We start from the raw sequence: 17,474 nt of genomic DNA, 5'->3' as shown, positions 1-17,474 counted from the left end.
TCAGCGCCGGGCCATGCCGGGAGAGGGATCGGCGAGCGCGGCGCCGAACACCCACGACGAGGTCTGGGCGATGAAGTCCCCGGGGAACCCGAGCGTGAACCCGGTGGCCTGTTCCAGCCGCTCGCGGATCTCGGGAGGGAGGGCGAGACCGGCCGAGGCGAGATTGTCCCGGAGCTGGTCGGCGGAACGCGCCCCGACGATCGGGTGGACGGCGGGGGAGCGGCTCATCGTCCACGCGATCGCCACCTGGGACGGGGTCGCCCCGAGTTCGCCGGCGGCATCCCGCACGGCCCGGGCCACGGCGTGGTCGCGGTCCGAAAGGGACTGTGCGGCCAGCCGTCCGGCGGGCGCGGGCCCGTCCGCACCGGTGTACTTGCCGGACAGCACGCCGCCCCCGAGCGGGCTCCACGCCGTGACGCCGAGCCCGAGAGACTCGGCCATGGGCAGCAGCTCCCTCTCGATGTCGCGCTGCAGCAGGCTGTACGGCACCTGCAGGCCGACGAAGGGACTCCACCCGCGCCACTCGGCGAGGGTGTTGGCACGGGCCACGACCCAGGCGGGGGCGTCGGAGATCCCCACGTACAGCACCTTGCCGGCCTGAACGGCGTCGTCCAGGGCGCGCATCGTCTCCTCGATCGGGGTGTCGCGGTCCCACATGTGCACCCAGTAGAGATCGAGGTAGTCCGTACGCAACCGGCGCAGGCTGGTCTCCAGCGAGGCCCTCAGGTTCTTGCGGTGGTTCCCCGCGGCGTTCGGGTCGGCGCGGTCCCGCGAGACGGTGTACTTCGTGCCGAGGACGAACGACTCGCGCCGGCCTTCGAGCAGCTCGCCGAGGATCTCCTCGCTGGCTCCGTCGCGGTAGTTGACGGCGGTGTCGATCGTGTTGCCGCCCGCCTCGGCGTACAGGTCGAGCATCCGGCGGCACTCCTGTGGAGGCGCGCCGACCCCGCCCTGCTCGCCGAAGGTCATCGCGCCGAGGATCAGATCGGACACGCGCAGGCCGCTCGCGCCCAGGGTTCGGTATCTCATGCCGTGGCCGATCCCCGGACGTCCTGGTCCAGTGCCCAGCGGTGCCCGCACGGATCGAGCGGCTGACCGGATAACTGTGTCATAGGCAAGACTATACACGTTGTATGGACAACGTGTCTGCCTCCGATGGCCGCTCACGGCGTGCCGACGCCACTGGCCGTCCGGTCGCTCGGGGTCCCGTGGTCCTGCACCGGCTTCGCGGCCGCTTCGTGGCTCGCCGGCCTGTCGGCCGGGAGAGCGACGGCGGGGACGACCGCGGCGGCGGTGATGCCGATCGCCCACCAGAACGCGCTCTGGAAGGCGCCGGTGGCGCCGTGGCCGAGGAGCGACTGCAGCGCGACAGCCACGATCGCGGTGCCGAACGAGGCGCCCACCTGCTGGACGATGCGGGTGTTCATGGTGGCGTGCGGGATGCCCGCCGGTTGGATGTCCCGGTAGGCGACGGACATCGGCGGGATCAGCACCGCCCCGATCCCCAGACCGCGAACCAGCAGCACGGCTCCCAGCCACCACAGGCTCGTGTCCGGCCCGGCGAGCGCGAACGGGACGGTGGCGACGGCGGCGAGCAGGAAGGCGGCGATCGTCACGGCCCGCGCCCCGAACCGGCCGACCAGCCTGCCGATCACGAAGCGCGAGACGAGCGCCCCGGCACCCTGCGGGATCATCAGCAGTCCGGCGTCCAGCACGCTGTCACCGCGTAGCTGCTGGTAGTAGAGCGGAAGCAGGAACATTCCGGCGTACATCGCCGCGCCCGCGGCGAACAGGGCCGCGGAGGCGCTGCCGAGCGAGCGCACGCGCAGCAGCCGTACGTCGACGATCGGCTCCCGCTCGCCGGGCCGCGACGCCCAGGCGACGAACGCGGCCAGCAGGACGAGTCCGGCCGGCAGCGGCACCAGCACTCCGGCGTGGGCGATCCCACCGTTCTCGGACAGTTGCGAGAGGCCGAGCAGGATTCCCGCCAGCGCCGGCGCGAGCAGCACCAGGCCGATCCAGTCCAGGCGCCCGCGCCCGTCCGAGGGGCCGGGGCGGCCGGCGGGCAGGAAGCGCCACGCCAGCAGCAGCCCGGCCGCGATCACGGGCACGTTGACGAGGAACAGCCAGCGCCAGCTCAGCCAGTTGAGGATCACGCCGCCGATCACCGGGCCGAGGATCGGGCCGAGCGCGACCGGCAGGCTGACGGCCGCCATCAGCCGGCTGCTGACCCGCCCGCCCGCGGCTCTCACCGCGAGCGTCTGCATCAGCGGGAAGATCAGCCCGGCGGCGAAGCCCTGCAGCACCCGGAAGCCGATCAGGGCGGCGTCGTTCCACGCCACCGCGCACAGCACCGAGGCGAGCGCGAACAGCACCAGCGCGGCCATCCAGACCCGCCTGCCGCCCCAGCGGCGCTCCGCCCACCCGGTGGCCGGGATCGCGACGGCCATCGCCAGCAGGAAGCCGGTGGTGACCCACTGGATCGTGCCGGTGGTCGAGTGCAGCTTCACGACCAGCGTGTGGATCGCCAGCGTCACCATCGTCGAGTCGAGGATCGCCGCGATCCCGCCCACGACCAGCGCGATCAGCGCGTGCTTCACCTGTGGCGACAGCTTCGCCTCGGTGGTCTCCGTCATCGTCTCGTCCCTGAGATAAGAGTGGAATCCATCTCTTAAGAGACTAGGGCGCGTTGTTAAGAAATGTAAACCTCTCTTATGATGGAGTCGTGACATCTGCCGCCGCGTCCTCTCGTCAGCGCCGGCGCGGGCCCGAGCTCGAGGCCGCGCTGCTGGACGCGGCGTGGGACGAGCTGCTCGAGGCCGGCTTCGCGAAGCTGACCATGGAGTCCGTGGCCTCCCGCGCCGGCACCGGCGTCGCCGTGCTGTACCGCCGCTGGGCCAACAAGAACCAGCTCGTGCTCGCCGCGCTCGAGCACTACCGGAACAGCCATCCGGTCGATCTCCCCGACACCGGCACCCTGCGCGGCGACCTCCTCGCCGCACTCACCGGCATGGGCGAGGCCCGCGCCGCCTTCTCCGCCATCGCCGCGGCCGCGGCCTTCTCGGGGCTGCTGGCCGATACCGGGCTCACCCCCGCTCAGGTACGCGAACGGATCCTGGGCGACCAGCCGCTCTCGCGCGTCAGGGTCATCTACCAGCGCGCCCACGACCGCGGCGAGATCGACCTGGAACGGATCCCTCCCGCGGTGCTCGCCATGCCGTTCGACCTGGTGCGCCACGACCTGCTCATGGACCTCACGTCCCTGAAGCCCGCACGCGTGACGTCGATCGTCGACGAGATCTTCCTCCCTCTCGTCCACAGCTATCACGACGGGCCGGGGCCGGCGGGAACCGTCTCACCCGCCCCGGCCTGAGCGCCGTGGAGTCCTTGCAGCTCGTCGTATTCTGAGGGGCATGCCTTCGAAGCGCGGCGCGCAGCCGGCCCGCAGATCGGTCGCGGAGCCGGCGTCCACCGGGCTGCGGGAGCGCATCCTGTCCGCGACCCGCGAACTGCTCAGGGAGCGCCGGTTCGACACCCTCAGCGTCGCCGACATCCTCACCGCCGCGGAGGTCTCCCGGGCGAGCTTCTACTTCTACTTCCCGAGCAGGCAGGCGGTGCTCGGCGAACTGGTGCGCGACGCCGTGGCGCAGGGGCAGCAGGCCGCGCGCCCCTGGGTCGAGGGGCTGCAGGACCCCGTCGCCGCCATGCGCGCGGGGGTACGGGACGGTGCCCGGCTGTGGCGCGACAACGCCGGCGTCCTCATGGCCATCGTGGAGAACCAGGGCTCGGACGAGGGCCTGCGAGCCCTCTGGCTGGAGCAGATGAACCTGTTCACCGACGCCGCCGCGGCCCGTATCGAGTCCGACCCGCAGGTTCGCGGGCGGCTCGGGGACCTGGACGTGCGCGCCGTCGCCGCGTCGCTCACCTGGATGGGCGAACGGCTCTACTACCTCGCCGCGGCCGGGGTTCCCCCGTTCCACGACGAGGAGGTGCTCGTCGACGTCCTCACCAACGCCTGGACGTCCATCCTCTACGGCCGGCCGGTCACCCCACTGGTGGAGCACCCGGCGGGGTGACCACTCCGCGCCGAGTCCGATCGGTGCGCGCCGGCGCCGCCCGGGAAGGCGGCGCCGGCTCCGTTGCAGGCCTGAGGGCCGGCCTCAGGCCCTGCGGGCCCGGGTGACGACCTCCTCGCCCGTGAGCGGGCTGCTGGGGTGGTGGCTCAGGCACAGCGGCGTACGGACCTTGGTGAACGACCCGCCCTCGACCGCCGCGTAGAACTGGCCGGACCGCAGCCGGGACACGTCCGGGACGTCGCCGCCCTTGGCCTTGGCCAGCTCGCGCGCCGCCGTGATCTGCGCCGGCGCGTTGAGCAGGCCGAAGAACTGCGTGGCCGCGTTGCCCGTGATCTGGTTGTGCAGCCCCTTCGGCGCCTGGGTGGCGAACACCAGCCCGAGGCCGTACTTGCGCGCCTGGGCGGCGAGGGCGAGCGTGCTCTGGGTGCAGGCGGTGGCCGCCCCGGACGGCGCGAAGGTCTGCGCCTCGTCCATCACGAACAACCCGCCGAGCGGCCGGTCTCCGGCAGGGTGCCGCTTGATCCAGGAGAACAGCGCCATCTGCAGCTGGTTGACGAAGCTCTGCCGCTGGGCGTCGGAGGTCAGGCCGGTGAGGCTGATCACCGAGACGCGGGCTCGCTTCCCCTCCGCCGGGGTCAGCAGGACGCCGGGGTCGACCGGAACCCCCTTCCCGGCGAACAGAGGATCGCTGATCATCTCGGCCCGCAGGTGCTGGGCCATCTCGGTCGCGAGCCTGGCCGCGCCCTCGAGGCGGCTCACGCCGTCCGGCAGGTCGTCGAGCAGGGCGACGAGCCCGTTGAGCGCCGTGCCACCCTGCCGTCCGTAATGGACGACGGCCTCGCGCAGCACCGCCCGGCCCAGGTGTGCCCTCGCCGTCCTCCCGTCGACCTTGGCCCGCGGCACCAGCGCGGCGAGGGCGGCGTCCACCGCCTCCCCGAACTCGTCGGGGTCGTCGAGCACGCTCGCGAAGTCCGGCAGCGGCTGGAAGCTCAGCGGGCGTCCCTGCTCCTTGCGAGGGGTCCAGACGACCACATCGGTGTTCGCCAGATAGTCGGCGGCCCTGGCCGCGTCGTCCTCGCCCCACGCGCCGGGCGGCTCGGGCCACGCGTCGCCGAGCCGCGCCAGGTCGTTGTTCGGGTCGAGGACGACCGAAGAGACCCCCTGCAGAGCGCACTCCTCCACCAGCCGCCGGATCAGGACGGTCTTCCCCGACCCCGAACCGGCGAAGATCGCCACATGCTTCCGCAGGGCGTCCAGTGCGATCCGCACCGGCCGGTCGTCCGAGCTCGCCGCTCCGATCGTCAGGTACGGAGTCGTCAGTGCATCAATGGGCGACAGTGGCCTGCGAGGGCGAGGAACCACCGGTTCCTCCGCAGGAGTCTGCTCCGCAGTCGGCACCTCGGCCGGTGGTGCCTCGGCAAAGGACGGCGGCGGCCCGAACCGCTGATCGGAAGCAGCCGGGTCGTTGCCCACGTCGCTGGGCAGCACATCATCGGTAGGGGGCGATCCGGGCGCAGCGCCGGAGGTCGGGGACGGCACGTCGGACACGGGCTGGCGCGTCGGTCCGGGCACGGTCTCCTGCTGGTGCAGCCGCGCCCGCCGGTCGGGGTTGGCGACAGGCCGGGGCTGGTCCGGCCGCGTGGCCGCCCGCGAGGACCTCGCGCGCCCGGAGCCGTCGACGGCTCCGGCCCCGGACAGGCCCGGCACCGCCGCGTCGCTCAGCGCCTCGGCGAACAGCTTCACCTCGCTGGTCGGTCTGCGGGCGACCAGCCAGGCCTGAAGGTGCGGCGGGTTCTCGGCCAGCAGGGTGCGCAGCGCGGCGAAGATCCCCAGGTCGTCGTCCACGACCTGGAGGATCCGCCCACCCGCCTGCTCGAAGGCGGCCAGCGCCTCCTGGGTGACCGGCCCTTTCGCCCAGCCCTGGTTCCTGAGCACGAACAGCTTCCGCTGGGGGATCCGGTCGTTGAGCCCCGCCGCCGTCGACGCGTTGAGCAGGCGGGTCAGCGCTGCGGTGTGATGGGTCGCGGAGATGGCCCGGAAGCACCAATGGGCCTCGTTCTCGGTCGCCTCGTCCAGGGTGCGCCGCAGGCGCGCGTGCAGGGGCGGCTTGGAACTCGGCGACGGGTCCTGGCTGAACACACGTCCCGCCTCACCCTGCTCGGCGATCCAGGCCTGCAGCCCGGCCGACAGCAGCCCGGGCATCACGGCGTCCTCCGTCACCGGGTCAAGCGCCCCCGCCACGTCCGCCCGCTCCCTCAGCTCTGCGAACCGCCTGTCGAGCGCGCCGAGCTCCGGCCGGGGTTTCGGGTCCACAACGATCGGGTCGATCCGCGTGTGCTCGTTGAGGCGTTCCAGCTCTGTGACCCGCCCGCTCGTCAGGCACGACTGAACGTGCTTGTCGATGCGGATGAGCAGCTGACGAGGGGTGTACTCGTGGGCCTGCCCAAACGCCTCCGGCCGCACCGGCCAGGTCGGATAGGGAGGCGTGAACCCCACCGCGCCGTACTGCGCGGCGAACCGCTTCTCCACCAGGGCGCGTCCGGTCTCCGCGTCGGGGATCGTCTTGAGCAAAGGCGTCAACCGGAACCTGTCCTGCACGGTGTCGGTGGCGTACTTCTGGATCTTCACCCAGGTGGGAGGGATGGCGGACAACACGGTCAGGGTGCGGCGCGTCACCTCGCGCAGGGTCATGAGCCCGCCGGCGATCGGCTCGACGGCCCTTCTGTACTCCGCGCTCTCCTCGCCGCCGTGGCCCATGGCGGTCGTGGACTGGGCGATCAGTGTGTCGATCTGGTCCACGGCGATGACCGAGGGACCGGTCAGGGCGAGCAGCCGGGACAGGCTCCTGACGACCTCCTGCGGGGACCTGTCCTTCGTCCGGAACCCCCAGCCGCCACGCTCGCCCGGGTCGGCCTCCGGGAGGCAGGTCAGATAGGCCTCACCGATGTCCTGAGCGGTCAGGTCGCGGGACGCGCACAGCGCGAGGGCGCGTGCGATGTCCTGGGCGTCACGGCCGGCGTCCTGGTTGTACACGCGCAGGGCCCGGATGAAGACGTCCAGGTCGTCCCTCGTGAGAGGAGTGTCACCGATCACCGCGTGACGTACCGGTTGCGGCACGTCGGCCAGCAGGCACAGCCTCCAGAGCAGCTCGGTCAGCTGACTCGCCGAGTTCGCCATGGGGCGGGACAGGCTGTCGAGCATTGAGAGGAGCGTGCTCTCCCAGAAGGTCCGCGCGTCCAGGAGTCCGACGAGGAAGAAGTAGCCATCCTCCTCCTGCACCTTCTGCCGGATCCAGCCGAGCAGGTGCGTCTTGCCCGCGCCTCGCTGGCCCTGGACGACGACCCCGATCGGGCTCGCGTCCGGGCTCTCCTCCGCCTCGATGAATCCGTCGAGGATGGTCCGCACGGTCTGCCGGTGCAGGCTCTCGACATGGAACGGCGAGGGCCGCCACACGTCGTCGGCCACCCGGACGTAGTTGAAGCGCAGCGCAGAGAGGGCCTGCAGCTCCTCGCTCGTCATCATGCTCCAATCAGGATCAGGTGCTTGGCCTGGTCCCCGATGGTCACCGCGGCCCGCCTGTCGTCGTCGCTCAGCGCCTTCTGGTTCGACTCGGGGATGAGGTGCACGTCGGGCTGGGCGATCATCCGGCGGAGGGCGGCGTCGACCAGTTCTCGCGGGGCCTCGCCCAGCAGCGGGCGCAGCCGGGTCAGGCTCACCCAGGCGTTCGGCCCGTCGGCGAGCTGCGCGTACGCCTTCCGGATCGACGTCTCGACGTCATCGGAGAGGAAGGTGGCCACGCTCGCGTCCGAGGCCCTCGAAACCGTCTTCTCCTGGGTGGTGATCGTCTCCTCGACTCCCCTGGGGGGCGTCGTTGCGGGGTCCTGCCGGCCGAAGACGTCGGCGAGGCTGCTCTCGCTGCGGCTGACGTGCCGCTGGACGCCCGCCACGAGCGCCCTGACCGCAGCGGCGGCGAAACCGGTGCCCGGGGCGCCGACGCCGGCCCGGAAGAGCTCCGACGCGTGGTGCCAGCCCTTGTCGGTCAGCACGTGGCTGTAGGAGCGCCCCTGCTTCCGGCTGTCCATGTATCCGCCGGCGTTGAGGGCGGTCCGCTCCTTGCCGGTGATGGTGACGCCGTACTTCTCCTTGAGCTCGGGATTGGAGAGCTCCCGATCCTCGGCCATGAGGACCAGGAGGGCGCAGGTCGCGGAGAAGGACAGGGGTTTGTCAGGCATGGGGGGATCCTTCGAACGTTCCATTGCGGCGGGTGTGGAGGAAATGCTCGATCTCGGCCAGGACGGTGCCGATGTGGCCGAGGACCTGGTCGTTGGTGAAGCGACGTACGGCGTAGCCCTCCTGCTGGAGGCGCAGATCGCGGCGCAGGTCGGCGGTGCGGCGGCGCGGGCCGAGGTGCTCGGGGCCGTCGATCTCGACGACGCAACGTTCCGCGCGGAACAGCAGGTCGACCCTGATGGGAGTGGTGAGCGGGCCCGACCGGTACGTCTGGTTCCAGGCCCGTCCCGCCGCCCATGCGCAGGAGGTCAGCGCGGTCTCCAGGCTCTTCTCGGCGGCGCTGCCGGGGTGTGGCAGCCCGGCGATGGGCGGATAGGCGAGCACCGGCAGCGGTTGGTCGTCCGCCGGACCGCGGGTGCCGGTCAGTTCACGGGCGAGGGCTGCCACCTCGTCGGGGATCGGGGCGGTCACGCTCTCGACGCGATCGACCGCCCGCAGGGGCGGCCCGGTGAGCCAGACGCCGAACCGGCCGTGCTGGGCGAGCCATTCGCACCCCGTCACCAGCACCTCCTCGGCGGCGGGGGAGAGCCCGGAGGACGGCCGTACGAGGATCGCCGCCTCCGGACGCCGATAGCCGTCGCGGAGCACCCGGGCCAGCCCCGCGGCGCGGACCTCGGGCGGGAAGGGCCCGGTCCGGCCCGCCGTACGGTCACCGGCCGCGACCCCGCTCGCGCCGGCCCGCTCACGCAGGGCCCGCTCGGCGAGGTGGGCGAGGAAGGGGGCGAAGTGCCGGGTGGTCGAGGCCGTGCGCAGGGCAAGGGCCCGTACGGCGGGGACGGCCGCGCCACCGGCCCCGGTGATGCCGTCCGCGTCCGGCAGCCAGGCGGGAAACATCGCCACCGCCGCGGTCTCCAGCTCGCCCAGCACGTCGGCGACGAGATCCGCGGGGGTCCGGGCGGGGCGGGGAGCGTAGGCGACCAGCGCGGGCGCGTCGTCGGGGAGGGGTTCCAGCGCGAGGGCAACCGCCCCGGCGTCCTCGCCGACGTGCACGACCCGGCCGACGGGAAGATCGTTCCACGACCGCGCCATCACGCCGTCCCCACCTGCTTGGTTGAAGATCCGACAATCTTGACCCGGCAGAGGGTATCCGGCGGCGGCAGGGTCGTGCATGAGATCCGAAATTTCCCGATAAAGGCCGAGGCCGGTACGGCGGATCAGGCGGTCTCGGACCTGATCAGGCGGAGGAACGCCTTGATGCCCGACAGGACCTCCTGGTTGTCGGTGAGACGGCTGAGGGAGTCCTCGAACTTCCTGCCCACCGCGTCGAGGCGGCGATCGAGGTCGTCGGCGCGGGCCGTGGCCGCGTGCAACCCGGCGCGCGTCTCAGGGACGAGGGCGTCGAGACGCTCGGCCAGTTCGGTGGCCCGGGCCTCCAGCGCCGCGACGCGCTCGGCCAGCGCGACGGCGTCCTCGCGGGGGTAGCGGACCTCCTCCAGCATCGTGGTCATCCGGCCGCGCAGGTGGGCGAACCAGGCGCCCGCCGGCCGGAGGAACGTGGCGAGCAGGTAGAAGACCGCGAAGTAGTAGCCGACCGTCTCACCGGAGAAGTACGTGATCACCGCGAGGAGGGCGGCCGACACCAGGTGAGCGGCTACGGCGGCCCGGCGCATGCGGACCGCGATGCGGCGGGCCTCGGCCTCCCGTTCCGGTGGGATCGTCATCCCGCGCTCGCGGCTGACCCGGATCTCGTGGATCAGCGCGTGGGCCTGGAAGTACACGTTCCACGGAAGCGTCAGGAGCACGATCAGCCAGATCAGGCACAGCGCCCCGAATCCGAGGGAGACGACCACCGGCAGCGGGACGTCCACCACGTAGACCAGGACGATCCCGGCGATCGTCGAAATGATCGTCAGAAAGACGATTCCGCTTCTGCTCACGACGGCCCTTCCCTCAGGTGTTCCGGGCACCAGTGTCGCCGCCGGACCGCGGCCCGGGCATGAGCATGATCACCCGGATCGTCTGAGTAGGACCGCTCAGTGAGGAAGGGGTGACCCGCGAGGACGCGGGCCACCCCTGACGGGAAGGAAGGGTCAGAAGACCGGGACCCCGTCGCGGACGAGCTTCCAGTTCGCCTCGGCGAAGGTCGCCGGGTCGATGGTGCCGGTTCCCGCGGCGTACTCGATCAGCGCCTGGCGGATCTCCACCTGGGCGTTGTACACCACGGGAGCCGTGCTGACGTGCGGGAACCCGCCGCCGCCCGACTGGCGGTAGTTGTTGATCGCCACGATGAACTGCTGGTCGGCGGCGACGGGCTTGCCCTGGTACGACAGGCCGGCGATGCGCTGGCCGACCGGCTTGGCGATGTCGATGTCGTACGTCACGCCGGACAGCTGGTCGTAGTTGTAGTCGGGCGTGCCGCCGGCGTTGGTGAGCGTGGCGAGGTCGATCGGCGCGCCCGGAGCGACCTGGGCGAAGTACTTCGCCGAGTACTCCAGGAAGTCCTTGATCTGGGCGCCCGTCATCTTGATGCCGAGCAGTGTGTTGTCGTAGACGTACAGCCCGGCCATGTCACGCACGCTGACGGGGCCGGCCGGGAACACGGCGCTGCGGCTGAACGGCGCGGCGATGGACAGCACGGGCAGCGAGGCGTCGGCGGTGCCCGCGACGCCCTTGCTCACGAGCTCGGTCTGCACCTTCTGGATGTAGTCGAGGATCGGCGTGTCCTTGTACGGCGACTCGGCCGCGGCCAGCTGCTCCTTCGACTGCGCGATCACCTGGTTGACGTAGCCGACGGTCTTGTCGTGCTGCTTCTTCATCAGCGCGACGATCTTCGGGTCCTCGGCCACGCCGTTGGTGTTCAGCGTGGTGGACGACTTGCCGGTGACGGTCCACTTCCCGCGCTCCTTGGCGAGGGTGAAGTCGACGACGCTGAGGCGCTGGCCCCACTTACCGGGCTCGGTGAGCAGCACCTGCCGCCCGGTGGCCTTGTTGGTGACGAACCGCTGCGGCACGTCGTTGTGGGCGTGCCCGAACAGCACGGCGTCGACGCCGGGCACCTCCTCGGCGACCATGGCGGCGGCGTTCTCCACCGGCAGGTCCGAGCCGTACGACGACAGGCCGTTGTCGCCCGCGTGGGCGGTGACCAGGACGACGTCGGCGCCGAGGCCGCGGATGACCGGCACCCACTTCTTGGCGGTCGTGACGAGGTCGAGGAACTTCAGCTTTCCGTCGACATTCGCCTTGTCCCAGATCGCGACGCCGGGGTTGGTGAGGCCGAGCACCCCGACCTTGATCGGCTTCTCGCCCTTGACGTTCATCGTCTTGATGACGAACGGCCGGTAGGCCGGGAGGCCGGTTCCGGCGGAGACGGCGTTCGCGCCGAGGACCGGCGCCTTCATCTGCTTCACCCACGCGCCGAGCAGCGGCAGGCCGTAGTTGAACTCGTGGTTGCCGAGCGTCACGGCGTCGTACCCGATGGCGTTCATGGCCTTCGCCATGGGGTGGGTCTCGCCGGTCGAGGTGATCGGCTCGATCTTGGCGTAGTAGTAGTCCAGCGGTGTGCCCTGGAGGGTGTCGCCGGAGTCGAAGAGCAGGGTGTGGCCGGCGCCGCGGTCGGCCCTGATCTGCGAGACCATCGTCGAGATCTTGGCCAGGCCCACGTCGTTGTGCGCGCTGTCGTCGTACTCCGCGTTCTTGTAGTAGTCCCAGTTGAGCGCGTTTCCGTGGATGTCGGAACTGGCCATGACGGTGATCTTCACCGTCTTGGCGGGTGCCGCCGAGGCGGCGGCGCCGGGCAGGAGGAGACCGAGGGCCACGGTGGTGGCGCCCGCGGTCAGCCTGATCGCTGAACTCATGGTGGGTGACGATAGTGTCACGCAATTACCAAGTGGTCACGAAGTTCTTAACCGGACATGTCGCTACAAGGTGACACGCTTCTCACCCGGGCCGGGGTAGGACCGATGAGGTGGCCGACAAACTCGAGACGTACCGGGCGAAACGCGACCCTGCGCGCACCGGCGAGCCCATGCCCGCCGACGGCCCGTCGCCGCGGGGTGAGGACGACACGTTCGTGATCCAGGAGCACCACGCCCGGTCCCTGCACTGGGACCTGCGCCTGGAGCGGGGCGGTGTGCTGGTCTCGTGGGCGATCCCCAAGGGCCTGCCGCCCGACCCCGCGACCAACCACCTCGCCGTGCACACCGAGGACCACCCCATGGAGTACGCCCGCTTCGAGGGCGAGATCCCCAGGGGCGAGTACGGCGGCGGCACGATGACGATCTGGGACCGCGGCCGCTACGCGACCGAGAAGTGGAGCGACCGCGAGGTGAAGGTCGTGCTGAGCGGTTCCCGGGTGGCCGGGCGCTACGTGCTCTTCCGGACCCGCGGCCGCAACTGGATGATCCACCGGATGGACCCCCCGGACGGCGGGTGGGAGCCCCCACCGGCGCGGCCGGCGCCCATGACCCCGGCGAGCCGGACCCGCGTCCCCCGCGACCCCGAGCGGTACGCCTGGGAGTTCTGGTGGGGCGGGCGGCGGGCGCTGGCGCACGTGGAGGGCGGCAGGCTCACCCTGCGCGACGCGGACGGCGCCGACGTCACCGTGGAGCACCGCTGGCTGCGCCCGCTGGCCGAGTCGCTCGGCAGCCGGGCCGTGATCCTCGATGGCGAGGTGGCGGCCCTCGGGGCGACCCTCGTCTACGTCTGCTACGACCTGCTCTACGACGACGGGCGGTCGCTGCTGGACGAGCCGTTCGAGCGCCGTCGTACGCGCCTGGAGGCGCTCGCGGTGACCGGGCCGCGCTGGCAGACCGCGCCGTCCTGGCCCGGGGAGGTCCACGCGGTACGGCGGGCGGCGGCCGAGCAGGGCCTGCCGGGCGTGGTGGGCAAACGGCTCGACTCGGCGTACGCGCCGGGGGAGGAGTCCGCGGCCTGGGTGCGCCTGCCGGGTAAGGGGGACGGCGCGGGGTAGTCGCCGGGAAGGGGAGGTGCGGCCATGAGCGGTCCCAGTGGAAGCGGGGGAGCGGCCGGGCGGCGGCATCCGGTCACCGGCGAGCACAAGTACGAGCAGGAGATCACCTCGGCGGACGAGCACGAGGAGCGGCCGGGACGGAGCCTGGTCACGACCGACCACGAGGTGATCAGGCGATGGGCGGGGGACCGGGACGCCACTCCCGCCACCGTCCCCGGCACCGAGCACGAGGGCCGTCCGGGGGTTCTCCGCTTCGACTTCCCGGGCTACGGCGGCGAGGACCTGAAGCACATCTCCTGGGACGAGTGGTTCAGGACGTTCGAGGAGCGCCGGCTCGACTTCGTCTACCAGGAACATCGCAAGGACGGCAGCCCGAGCAACTTCTTCCGCCTGGAGAACCCCGGCCGGGAGGACGCCTAGCCGGTCCTCCACGTGGGGGTCAGTTTGTGGCCGGAGAGGAAGAGAGGGCCATGGGTGCGGACCGGCCCGTCGGGGTGACCGCCAGGGAGCCGGAGCAGGCGGGGCAGGAGCCGGGCGGTGTCGGCGTCCCAGTAGACCCATTCGGTGTCGCCGCCCTTGGAGGTCAGCGGTGCGCGCCGCTGGGCTCCTGCTCAACGGCACCCCGACGAGAAACCTGCCCGGCTAGGGCAGGTCAGTCCTTGGTTGGCAGGGCGGCGCGGGCGATGACGTCACGTTTGGCCGCTTCGTGTTCGGCGGCCTCGTGTTCGGCGGCGGTGCGCCTGTCGTAGGCGGCGCGGGCCGCGGCGATGGCGTTCTGGTGTTCCTCGGTCCAGTGGACCAGGGCGCGGATGGTGCTGTGCGGGGTCGCGCCCATCTGCGTCAGTTCGTAGTCCACGCGTGGCGGGACGGTCGGGTGCACCGTTCGGCTCACCAGCCCGTCGCGTTCCAGGTGCCGCAGGGTGCGGGTCAGCATCCGCTGGCTGACCCCGTCGATCGCGCGGCGCAGCTCGGTGAAGCGCAGGCTGCGCTTGTCGAGCAGCGCGATCACCAGGAGTGACCACTTGTCGGCGATGCGGTCGAGGATCTGCCGCACCTCGCAGTCGGCGCGCTGGTCCCAATCGACGTGGCGATGCTGAACGTGGCGCTGCCGGCGATCCGCGCCGATCTGGGCCTGTCCACCGGGATGCTCAGCGGGGTCGTCAGCGCCTACGTGCTGGGCTACGGCGGGTTCATGTTGCTGGGCGGACGCGCCGCCGACCTGCTGGGCCACCGCCGGATGTTCGTGTCGTGGCTGGCGGCATCCCGGTGACGGCCCCGGCCTGACCGCCGGCGTGTTCGTCGCGGGCCTGACGCTGCTGGGGCTGTTCACCGCAGTCGAGCGGCGCTCTTCGTCCCCGCTGGTGCGGCTGGGGATTCTGCACCCGGCGCCGCTGGTGCGCGTCAACGTGGCCGCGCTGTTGTTCCTGGCCGCGTTCGCGGGCTTCCAGTTCCTGGCCACCTTGTACCTCCAGGAACTGTGCGGCTGGAGCACGATGCAGACCGGTCTGGCCATGCTGGTGATCGGCATCGACACCGTCCTCGCGCCCGCCCTGACGCCGCGCCTGGTGAACCGTTTCGGCAACACCCGCGTGCTGTTCGGCGGCCTCGTCCTCGCGGCGGCCGCGTACGCGCTGTTCCTGCCCGTCAGGATGGACTGGACCTATGCCGCCATGCTTCCGGCGCTGCTCCTGCTCGGTTCGGTCTTCTCCCTGGCGTACGGCCCGCTCACCATGGCCGCCACCGACGGCGTCGCCGAGGACGAGCACGGCTTGGCGGGCGGCCTGCTCTACACCTCCATCCAGTTCGGAACGGCGCTCGGACTGTCGGCCGTCACCGCCGTCAGCGTCGCCGCCGGCACGGGCCTGGACGCCCTGCGCACAGCGCTGATCGTCCCCGTGACGGCGGACGCACTCGGCGCCATCGTCATCGCCTTCGGCCTCCGCGCCCCCGCCACGCCCAATGGTCCAGCCCAACCGGCACCAGCCGAGGCCGCGACCACCGTCTGAGCAAGGGCCACCGAGAGGAAGGAACGAGCGTCGGCCACACACGTGACATCGTTCGCCGAGATCAACAGCCGGTTCGACGCCTTATCAGGTGGTCCTCGCGGAGCGGACGAACCCGAGCTCGGCGGCGTAGTCCTCCAGCTTCGCCCGCAGTTGGCGGCGTCCCCGGTGCAGGCGCGACATCACCGTGCCGATGGGGACGTCCATGATCTCCGCGATCTCCTTGTAGGCGAAGCCCTCCACGTCGGCGAGGTAGACGGCCATCCGGAAGTCCTCCTGCAGTTCCTGGAGCGCCTGCTTCACCCGGGAGTCGGGCAGGCTCTCCAGCGCCTCCACCTCGGCGGATTTCAGCCCCGTCGAGGTGTGCGAGGCCGCCTCGGCGAGCTGCCAGTCCTCCACGTCCTCCGTCACGGCCCGCTGCGGCTGGCGCTGCTGGCGCCGGTAGGTGTTGATGTAGGTGTTCGTCAGGATGCGGTACAGCCAGGCCCGGAGGTTCGTGCCCTCGCGGAACTGGTGGAAGTTGCTGAACGCCCGCATGTAGACGTCCTGCACGAGGTCCTCGGCGTCGGTGGGGTTGCGGGCGAGCCGTAGGGCCCCGGCGTAGATCTGGCCGATGTACGGCAGCGCGTCCCGCTCGAACCGCAGCCGCCGCCGTTCGACCGCCGTGTCGTCGACGATCGTCATTTCCCCACCTCCTTGAGGGACTGCTTTATAGTTACGACCGCTTTGTCCGATCCGGTCGCACGGGTCGCCTACCCGTGGTCTCCGTTTCAACACGGCTTGCCACCGGCTTTCCGGTTCGCGCCGGCGCGGCCACCCTGACCCACGCCTCGACGCGGTCGGGTAGGGCGGTTGTCGGAGAAGAATCCCTGGCGGCCGGTTCTCAGGCCGCGTCGCGGCGGCCGGCGGACCGGATCGTGCCGCTGGAGGAGGGGCCACCGGAGGCGGGACCGCCCGCGGGCGGGCCCTCGGGAGCGTGCGGGGCGAGGTCGGCGCCGCGCGGGGTCCGGTACGGCTCGCGCGCCCGCAGGTCCACGGTCTGGATGGTCCGGCTGATGTCGCTGGGCGTCACCAGGCCGACGATCCGGCCGTCGTCCAGCACCACCGCCCGGCCGTCGGCGGAGCCGCTCATCCGCTGGAGCAGTTCGGTGAGGAGGTCGTCCGGCCGGGCCGACGGCACGTCCGGCGGCGGGCAGGCGATCTCCCGGAGCGGCGTGACCTCCCTGCGGCCGGGGTCGACGGCCCGGACGCGGCCCAGCGTCACCAGCCCCGCGAACCGGCCGTCGTCGTCGACGAGCGGATAGGTGGACAGGTGATGGCGGAGCACGAGCCGGTCGATCAGCCCGGCCACCGTCTCGCCTGGATGGGCCGTGATGGGGTGCCGGGACATGACCTCCGCCACCTTGATCCCGTGCAGCGCGGCGTCGATCTGCGTCTGCTGCTCCTCCGCGCTGGCGGCGTTGACCAGGAAGAGGCCGATGAGGGCCAGCCAGAGCCCCTGGAAGCCGAGCCCGGAGACGAGGTTGAGGAACCCCAGGACGATCAGCGTGTAGCCGAACACCCGGCCCGCCCGGGCGGCGGCGACGGCGGCCCGGAGGCGGTCGCCCCAGCGCGCCCACAGGAAGGCGCGGAGCACCCGGCCGCCGTCCAGCGGCGCGGCGGGGATCAGGTTGAACACCGCCAGCAGCACGTTCACCGCGGCCAGGTAGCCGAACATCCCGCTTACCAGCGCGGGCCCGCCCACGGCGGAGACCCCCCACGTCACGAGGGCGAAGAGGCCGCCGAGCACGACGCTGGTGAGCGGGCCGACCCCGGCGATCCTGAGGTCCGCGCCGGGGGAGCGGGGCTCGCCGCGGAGCTGGGCCACACCGCCGAGCAGCCAGAGCGTGATGCCGGTGACCTCCACGTCGTGCCGGCGCGCGACGATGGCGTGCGCGAGCTCGTGCGCGAGCAGCGAGGCCAGGAAGAGCACGGCCGACACCAGCGCGGCCAGCACGTACGCCGCGGTCGGCAGGCCGGGGAAGGCGATCGGGAAGCGCCCGAAGGCCAGCCCGACGACCAGGATCACGACGATCACGAGAACGCTGACGTTGAGCCCGACCGGGACCCCGCCGATGCGGCCGAGACTGATCGACGATCGCATCCTGCCTCCCCTCGTCCCTGTGACAGGGCCTACCCACAAAGGCACAGGTCACG

Annotated in this window: 16 protein-coding genes; 6 read left to right on the top strand and 10 right to left on the bottom strand. The window is 71.5% G+C overall.

The window, feature by feature from the left end:
* Complete coding sequence (locus HHX37_RS15100) at positions 1-1,029, bottom strand: aldo/keto reductase (protein WP_182885803.1); 1,029 nt, start codon at positions 1,027-1,029, stop codon at positions 1-3.
* A gap of 134 nt (positions 1,030-1,163) precedes the next feature.
* Positions 1,164-2,636 (bottom strand): MDR family MFS transporter, encoded by a 1,473-nt coding sequence (locus HHX37_RS15095; protein ID WP_182885802.1) that lies wholly within the window; start codon positions 2,634-2,636, stop codon positions 1,164-1,166.
* A gap of 89 nt (positions 2,637-2,725) precedes the next feature.
* On the opposite strand from HHX37_RS15095, the gene HHX37_RS15090 reads away from it, so the two are divergent.
* The gene (locus tag HHX37_RS15090) at positions 2,726-3,373 is read left to right on the top strand and encodes a TetR/AcrR family transcriptional regulator (protein ID WP_182885801.1); all 648 of its coding nucleotides are present in this window, start codon (positions 2,726-2,728) and stop codon (positions 3,371-3,373) included.
* A gap of 40 nt (positions 3,374-3,413) precedes the next feature.
* Positions 3,414-4,076 carry a TetR/AcrR family transcriptional regulator gene (locus tag HHX37_RS15085; protein WP_182885800.1) on the top strand — a complete coding sequence of 221 codons (663 nt, stop codon included), beginning with the start codon at positions 3,414-3,416 and terminating at the stop codon, positions 4,074-4,076.
* Between the two features lie 84 nt (positions 4,077-4,160).
* On the opposite strand, the gene HHX37_RS15080 is transcribed toward HHX37_RS15085, so the two are convergent.
* The 5 genes from HHX37_RS15080 to HHX37_RS15060 all read right to left on the bottom strand — a co-directional run bounded on the left by HHX37_RS15080 (position 4,161) and on the right by HHX37_RS15060 (position 12,160).
* Positions 4,161-7,598, bottom strand: a complete 3,438-nt coding sequence (locus tag HHX37_RS15080; protein WP_259406465.1) for an ATP-binding protein — start codon at positions 7,596-7,598, stop codon at positions 4,161-4,163.
* Positions 7,595-8,308 carry a hypothetical protein gene (locus HHX37_RS15075; RefSeq protein ID WP_182885799.1) on the bottom strand — a complete coding sequence of 238 codons (714 nt, stop codon included), beginning with the start codon at positions 8,306-8,308 and terminating at the stop codon, positions 7,595-7,597. The genes HHX37_RS15080 and HHX37_RS15075 overlap by 4 nt, the downstream gene beginning before the upstream one ends.
* Positions 8,301-9,395: a DUF559 domain-containing protein gene (locus HHX37_RS15070; RefSeq protein ID WP_182885798.1), complete on the bottom strand. Its 1,095-nt coding sequence runs from the start codon at positions 9,393-9,395 to the stop codon at positions 8,301-8,303. The genes HHX37_RS15075 and HHX37_RS15070 overlap by 8 nt, the downstream gene beginning before the upstream one ends.
* 125 nt (positions 9,396-9,520) lie before the next feature.
* Positions 9,521-10,243 (bottom strand): hypothetical protein, encoded by a 723-nt coding sequence (locus tag HHX37_RS15065; protein ID WP_182885797.1) that lies wholly within the window; start codon positions 10,241-10,243, stop codon positions 9,521-9,523.
* Between the two features lie 153 nt (positions 10,244-10,396).
* Entirely contained in the window at positions 10,397-12,160 is a 1,764-nt protein-coding gene (locus tag HHX37_RS15060) for a bifunctional metallophosphatase/5'-nucleotidase (RefSeq protein WP_182885796.1), read from the bottom strand.
* A 110-nt stretch (positions 12,161-12,270) separates the two neighbouring features.
* Here HHX37_RS15060 and HHX37_RS15055 point away from each other — a divergent pair, with 110 nt between their 5' ends.
* Together HHX37_RS15055 and HHX37_RS15050 are read left to right on the top strand one after the other, a co-directional pair.
* Positions 12,271-13,275: a DNA polymerase ligase N-terminal domain-containing protein gene (locus tag HHX37_RS15055; RefSeq protein ID WP_182885795.1), complete on the top strand. Its 1,005-nt coding sequence runs from the start codon at positions 12,271-12,273 to the stop codon at positions 13,273-13,275.
* A 24-nt stretch (positions 13,276-13,299) separates the two neighbouring features.
* Positions 13,300-13,695, top strand: coding sequence for a hypothetical protein (locus HHX37_RS15050; protein WP_182873816.1), 396 nt, complete (start codon positions 13,300-13,302; stop codon positions 13,693-13,695).
* Between the two features lie 232 nt (positions 13,696-13,927).
* On the opposite strand, the gene HHX37_RS15045 is transcribed toward HHX37_RS15050, so the two are convergent.
* Positions 13,928-14,329, bottom strand: a complete 402-nt coding sequence (locus tag HHX37_RS15045) for a helix-turn-helix domain-containing protein (protein WP_310740378.1) — start codon at positions 14,327-14,329, stop codon at positions 13,928-13,930.
* Between the two features lie 36 nt (positions 14,330-14,365).
* Between HHX37_RS15045 and HHX37_RS36690 the strand changes: the two genes are divergently transcribed.
* On the top strand, positions 14,366-14,545 hold the full coding sequence (locus HHX37_RS36690; protein ID WP_259406464.1) for an MFS transporter: 180 nt from the start codon (positions 14,366-14,368) through the stop codon (positions 14,543-14,545).
* A gap of 22 nt (positions 14,546-14,567) precedes the next feature.
* Positions 14,568-15,281: an MFS transporter gene (locus HHX37_RS15040; RefSeq protein ID WP_310740377.1), complete on the top strand. Its 714-nt coding sequence runs from the start codon at positions 14,568-14,570 to the stop codon at positions 15,279-15,281.
* An 84-nt stretch (positions 15,282-15,365) separates the two neighbouring features.
* Here the strand turns inward: HHX37_RS15040 and HHX37_RS15035 are convergent, their stop codons facing one another.
* Complete coding sequence (locus tag HHX37_RS15035; RefSeq protein WP_111697297.1) at positions 15,366-15,962, bottom strand: sigma-70 family RNA polymerase sigma factor; 597 nt, start codon at positions 15,960-15,962, stop codon at positions 15,366-15,368.
* A 199-nt stretch (positions 15,963-16,161) separates the two neighbouring features.
* On the bottom strand, positions 16,162-17,421 hold the full coding sequence (locus tag HHX37_RS15030) for a site-2 protease family protein (RefSeq protein ID WP_182885794.1): 1,260 nt from the start codon (positions 17,419-17,421) through the stop codon (positions 16,162-16,164).
* Between the last annotated feature and the right edge of the window lie 53 nt (positions 17,422-17,474).

Origin of the sequence: Microbispora sp. H10885, from assembly GCF_014161415.1 — a bacterium.
GTDB classification, from domain to species: Bacteria; Actinomycetota; Actinomycetes; order Streptosporangiales; family Streptosporangiaceae; genus Microbispora; species Microbispora triticiradicis.
This window is presented reverse-complemented; position numbering and strand designations above follow the sequence as displayed.

Coding starts and splice junctions, on each gene's coding strand:
- HHX37_RS15095 (WP_182885802.1), bottom strand. CDS start 2,636: ATGACGGAGACCACCGAGGCGAAGCTGTCGCCACAGGTGAAGCACGCG.
- HHX37_RS15075 (WP_182885799.1), bottom strand. CDS start 8,308: ATGCCTGACAAACCCCTGTCCTTCTCCGCGACCTGCGCCCTCCTGGTC.
- HHX37_RS15085 (WP_182885800.1), top strand. CDS start 3,414: ATGCCTTCGAAGCGCGGCGCGCAGCCGGCCCGCAGATCGGTCGCGGAG.
- HHX37_RS15080 (WP_259406465.1), bottom strand. CDS start 7,598: ATGATGACGAGCGAGGAGCTGCAGGCCCTCTCTGCGCTGCGCTTCAAC.
- HHX37_RS15070 (WP_182885798.1), bottom strand. CDS start 9,395: ATGGCGCGGTCGTGGAACGATCTTCCCGTCGGCCGGGTCGTGCACGTC.
- HHX37_RS15035 (WP_111697297.1), bottom strand. CDS start 15,962: ATGACGATCGTCGACGACACGGCGGTCGAACGGCGGCGGCTGCGGTTC.
- HHX37_RS36690 (WP_259406464.1), top strand. CDS start 14,366: ATGCTGAACGTGGCGCTGCCGGCGATCCGCGCCGATCTGGGCCTGTCC.
- HHX37_RS15060 (WP_182885796.1), bottom strand. CDS start 12,160: ATGAGTTCAGCGATCAGGCTGACCGCGGGCGCCACCACCGTGGCCCTC.
- HHX37_RS15030 (WP_182885794.1), bottom strand. CDS start 17,421: ATGCGATCGTCGATCAGTCTCGGCCGCATCGGCGGGGTCCCGGTCGGG.
- HHX37_RS15100 (WP_182885803.1), bottom strand. CDS start 1,029: ATGAGATACCGAACCCTGGGCGCGAGCGGCCTGCGCGTGTCCGATCTG.
- HHX37_RS15050 (WP_182873816.1), top strand. CDS start 13,300: ATGAGCGGTCCCAGTGGAAGCGGGGGAGCGGCCGGGCGGCGGCATCCG.